Source organism: Roseateles sp. P5_E11 (genome assembly GCF_054049355.1).
This window is the reverse complement of the sequence record NZ_JBFUMO010000461.1, coordinates 1-4,716: the sequence shown is the minus strand read 5'-3', so window position 1 is coordinate 4,716 and position 4,716 is coordinate 1. Positions and strand designations below refer to the sequence as shown.

The window sequence follows — 4,716 nt, the reverse complement described above, 5'->3', positions numbered from 1 at the left end:
GTCCACGTCCAACAAGATGGTCTGGCACCACACGGTGGCGCCCGGCGACGTCGTCGTCATCGACCGCAACTGCCACAAGAGCAATCTGCACGCCATCATCATGTGTGGCGCCATCCCCGTCTTCCTGACGCCGACGCGCAACCACTACGGCATCATCGGGCCCATTCCCGAGAGCGAGTTCAGTCCGGAGACCATCCGCGCCAAGATCGCCGCCAACCCGCTGCTGGCGCACATCGACGCTGCCACGGTCAAACCCTCCATCGTCACGCTGACGCAGAGCACCTATGACGGCGTGCTCTACAACACCGAAACCATCAAGAAGAAGCTCGACGGCTACATCCCGACGCTGCACTTCGATGAGGCCTGGCTGCCGCATGCGGCCTTTCACGATTTCTACGGGCAGTTCCACGCGATGGGCAAGAACCGTCCGCGCCCGAAGKAAGCCATGGTCTACGCGACGCAATCCACGCACAAGCTGCTGGCTGGCATCTCGCAGGCCTCGCAGGTGCTCGTGCAGGATTCGCAAAGCGTCAAGCTGGACAAGCATCTCTTCAACGAGGCCTACCTGATGCATACGTCGACCTCGCCGCAATACTCGATCATCGCGAGCTGCGACGTGGCTGCGGCGATGATGGAGCCGCCCGGCGGTACGGCGCTCGTGGAGGAAAGCATCCGCGAGTCGCTGGACTTCCGCCGTGCCATGCGCAAGGTCGAGTCGGACTATGGCGACGACTGGTGGTTCAAGGTCTGGGGGCCGGACTTCCTGCGCGCGCAGGATGACCAGGGCAGCGAGCCCGTGTCGGCGGACTGGATGCTGCACGCCGACGAGGACTGGCATGGCTTCGGCGCGCTCGCCGAGGGCTTCAACATGCTGGACCCGATCAAGTCCACCATCATCACGCCCGGGCTGGACATGGAAGGGCGCTTTGCCACCACCGGCATCCCGGCCTCGGTCGTCACCAAGTTCCTCGTCGAGCATGGTGTCGTYGTCGAGAAGACGGGGCTGTATTCCTTCTTCATCATGTTCACCATCGGCATCACCAAGGGCCGCTGGAACACGCTGTTGACTGCGTTGCAGCAGTTCAAGGACGACTACGACAAGAACGCGCCGCTGTGGCGCATCCTGCCGGAGTTCTGCGCGAAGTTCCCGAAGTACGAGCGCATGGGCCTGCGCGACCTCTGCCAGTCCATTCACAGGGCCTATGCCGAAGGCGACATTGCACGCCTGACGACGGACATGTATCTGTCCAATCTGCAGCCGCTGATGACGCCGACGGAAGCCTATGCCCATATCGCACAGCGCAAGACCGAACGCGTCGGCATCGACGACCTGGAGGGGCGCATCACGACCTCGCTGCTGACGCCCTATCCGCCCGGCATCCCGCTGCTGATTCCTGGCGAGGGCTTCAACAAGAAGATCGTCGATTACCTGAAGTTCACGCGCAGCTTCAATGCGAAGTTTCCGGGCTTCGCGACCGACGTCCACGGCCTTGTCCATGAAGTGGACGAAGAGACCGGTCGCGGCCGGTATTACGTGGACTGCGTGAAGGCCTGATCAGGCCGCTGCGCCCATCCGCCGGCGCGGTTTCTCGTGGTACGCCAGGCCGCGACGCACGCCATGCCGCGACCTCACTTGATCACTCGCCGCCGGCGAGTGCGACATGGCTGAAGCCGCCATCGACATACATGATCTCGGCGCTGACGCCGGCGGCCAGGTCGGACAGCAGGAAGGCAGCGGCGTTGCCGACGTCCTCGATGGTCACGTTGCGCCGGATCGGCGCCGAGGCGGCGAACTGGCTCAGCAACTTGCCGAAGTCCTTGATGCCGGAGGCTGCCAGCGTCTTGATTGGGCCGGCAGAGATGCCGTTGACTCGCACGCCCTTGGCGCCGAGGTCGTGGGCCAGGTAGCGCACGCTGGCCTCCAGCGCCGCCTTGGCCATGCCCATGGTGTTGTAGTTGGGCACGTAGCGCTCGGCGCCCAGGTAGCTCAGTGTGAGCAGGGCGGCGCCGGGGCGCAGGCGCGGGGCGGCCAGCTTGGCCATGGCGGGGAAGCTGTAGGCCGAAATGTCGTGGGCGATGCGGAAGTTCTCGCGCGTCATGCCGTCCAGGAAATTGCCGGCAATCGCCTCGCGAGGCGCAAAGCCGATGGAATGGACGAAACCGTCGAACTCCGGCCAGACCTCGCCGAGCTGGTTGAACAACGCCTCCATCTGCTCGTCGCTGGTCACGTCACAGTCGTAAATGAGTTTGGAGCCGAATTCGGCAGCGAACTCGCTGATGCGGTCCTTGAAACGTTCGCCCTGATAGCTGAACGCCAACTCGGCACCTTCGCGGTGGCAGGCCCGGGCAATGCCGTAGGCGATGGAGCGGTTGGACAGCACGCCCGTGATCAGCAGCCGCTTGCCGGCGAGAAAGCCCATTCTTGTCTCCTGTGAGGTCTCAAACAGCCTCAGATTCTGGCACGCGCAGGGCGTAGCGGCTTGCCGGCATGGGACTTGCACAGTACAATCCGAGCTTCACCAGAAATGAGAGAACTCTGCAAAGAGTCTTTCAACGAGCCCCGGACGACATCCCCCGGGGCGCGATATCAGGTGAACGAGTGGGCGGATTCATCCAGCCCATTTTTTTTGCTTTTTCGATTTTCTTTCGACCGAAGACCGCACACCCCGAATGAGTTGGCAAACCGCTGTGGAAACGACCGTGACCGGACTCGGTTACGAACTCGTGGACTGCGAACGCAGTGCCAGTGGTGGAACGCTGCGCGTGACGATTGACAGGCTGAACGCCGGGGCGGATGCCGGCGAGCTGATCGATGTGGATGACTGCGAAAAGGTCACCCGACAGCTGCAGTATGTGCTCGAGGTCGAGGGTTTGGAATATTCCCGGCTCGAAGTGTCTTCACCGGGTCTGGATCGGCCGTTAAAAAAGGCCGCGCATTACGCGCGCTTTGCCGGCCAGGAAATCGATATCACGCTCAAAGCACCTTTCCAGGGCCGCAAGAAGTACCGCGGCGTGGTCAGCGCGCAGCCGGATGCGGCGGATGACCAGGCCTGGCGCCTGGTGTTCGACGACGGCGAGGCCGATCAGGCGCTTGATTTCACGCTCGACGAGGTGCGCGAGGCACGCCTCGTGCCRTCGTTCAGCTTCAAGGGTCGTGGCGGCGAACCGGCGCCTGACCGCAAGCCCGGCCAGCGTGGTGTCATCAAGCCGAAAAAAGCAGCACTCAAGAAACAAGCGGGCGCGCCCAGTGATGCGGCGCCCGGCCAAGACAAGGTTGACGGAGGTCTCAAGCAATGAACCGCGAAATGTTGATGCTGGTGGACGCGATCTCGCGCGAGAAGAGCGTGGAGCGCGATGTCGTGTTCGGTGCGGTGGAAGCCGCGCTGGCCTCGGCCACCAAGAAGATTTACGGCGCTGAGGCCGACATCCGCGTCAGTGTGGATCGCGAATCGGGTGAGTACGAGACCTTCCGCCGCTGGCATGTCGTGCCCAACGAGGCCGGTCTGCAGAACGCCGACGCCGAAATCCTGCTGTTTGAAGCCCAGGAACAGATCTCCGACATCGAGGTGGACGACCACATCGAAGAACCCGTCGAATCCCTGCCCATCGGCCGCATCGGCGCACAGGCCGCCAAGCAGGTCATCCTGCAGAAGATCCGTGACGCCGAGCGCGAGCAATTGCTCAACGACTTCATGTCGCGCGGCGAGAAGATCTTCGTCGGCACGGTCAAGCGCCTGRACAAGGGCGACATCATTGTCGAAAGCGGTCGCGTCGAAGGGCGCCTGAAGCGCAGCGAAATGATCTCGAAAGAGAACCTGCGCACCGGTGACCGCGTGCGCGCCGTCATCCTCGGTGTGGACCCRACCCAGCGCGGCCCGCAAATCATGCTTTCGCGCTCCAGCCCTGAGTTCATGAAGGAACTCTTCGCCCAGGAAGTGCCGGAAATCGAACAAGGCCTGCTGGAGATCAAGAGCTGCGCCCGCGACAGCGGTTCGCGCGCCAAGATCGCCGTCATCAGCCATGACCGCCGTGTCGACCCCATCGGCACCTGCGTCGGTGTGCGCGGTTCGCGCGTCAACGGCGTGACGACCGAACTTGCTGGCGAGCGCGTCGACATCGTGCTGTGGAGCGAAGACCCGGCCCAGTTCGTCATCGGCGCGCTGGCCCCGGCCAATGTGCAATCCATCGTCGTGGATGAAGAGCGCCATGCCATGGATGTCGTCGTTGACGAGGAAAACCTCGCCATCGCCATCGGCCGTGGCGGCCAGAACGTGCGCCTGGCGTCCGAGCTGACCGGCTGGCGCATCAACATCATGTCGGCCGAGGAATCGGCTGCCAAGCACGAGGTCGAGGCCGAGAGCGTTCGCAAGCTCTTCGTCGAGAAGCTCGACGTCGATGCCGAGGTCGCCGACATCCTGATCGCCGAAGGCTTCACCAGCCTGGAAGAAGTCGCCTACGTGCCCATGCAGGAAATGCTGGAGATCGAGGCCTTCGACGAGGACACCGTCAACGAGCTGCGCACCCGTGCCAAGGATGCCCTGCTGACGATGGAAATCGCCCGCGAAGAGAAGGTCGAAGAGGTCTCGCAGGACTTGCGCGATCTCGAAGGCGTGACCCCTGAACTGTTGAGCAAGCTGGCCGAAGGCGGCATCAACACCCGTGACGATCTGGCCGACCTGGCTGTCGACGAACTGGTCGAGCTGACCAGCCAAGACG

At 63.0% G+C, this 4,716-nt stretch carries 3 protein-coding genes and 1 pseudogene; 3 read left to right on the top strand and 1 reads right to left on the bottom strand.

Annotated features, from left to right (window positions below):
• On the top strand, positions 1 to 1,555 hold a 1,555-nt coding region (locus ACXJKR_RS24590; RefSeq protein WP_457325047.1), incomplete at its 5' end, for an Orn/Lys/Arg family decarboxylase.
• An 82-nt stretch (positions 1,556 to 1,637) separates the two neighbouring features.
• On the opposite strand, the gene fabI is transcribed toward ACXJKR_RS24590, so the two are convergent.
• Positions 1,638 to 2,420 carry an enoyl-ACP reductase FabI gene (gene fabI, locus ACXJKR_RS24585; protein ID WP_056196698.1) on the bottom strand — a complete coding sequence of 261 codons (783 nt, stop codon included), beginning with the start codon at positions 2,418 to 2,420 and terminating at the stop codon, positions 1,638 to 1,640.
• A gap of 250 nt (positions 2,421 to 2,670) precedes the next feature.
• On the opposite strand from fabI, the pseudogene rimP reads away from it, so the two are divergent.
• Positions 2,671 to 3,177, top strand: a pseudogene (gene rimP / locus ACXJKR_RS24580) (ribosome maturation factor RimP); the annotation flags it as partial.
• Positions 3,178 to 3,293: 116 nt separating this feature from the next.
• A partial coding sequence (gene nusA, locus ACXJKR_RS24575) for a transcription termination factor NusA (protein WP_457325046.1) occupies positions 3,294 to 4,716 on the top strand: 1,423 nt, incomplete at its 3' end.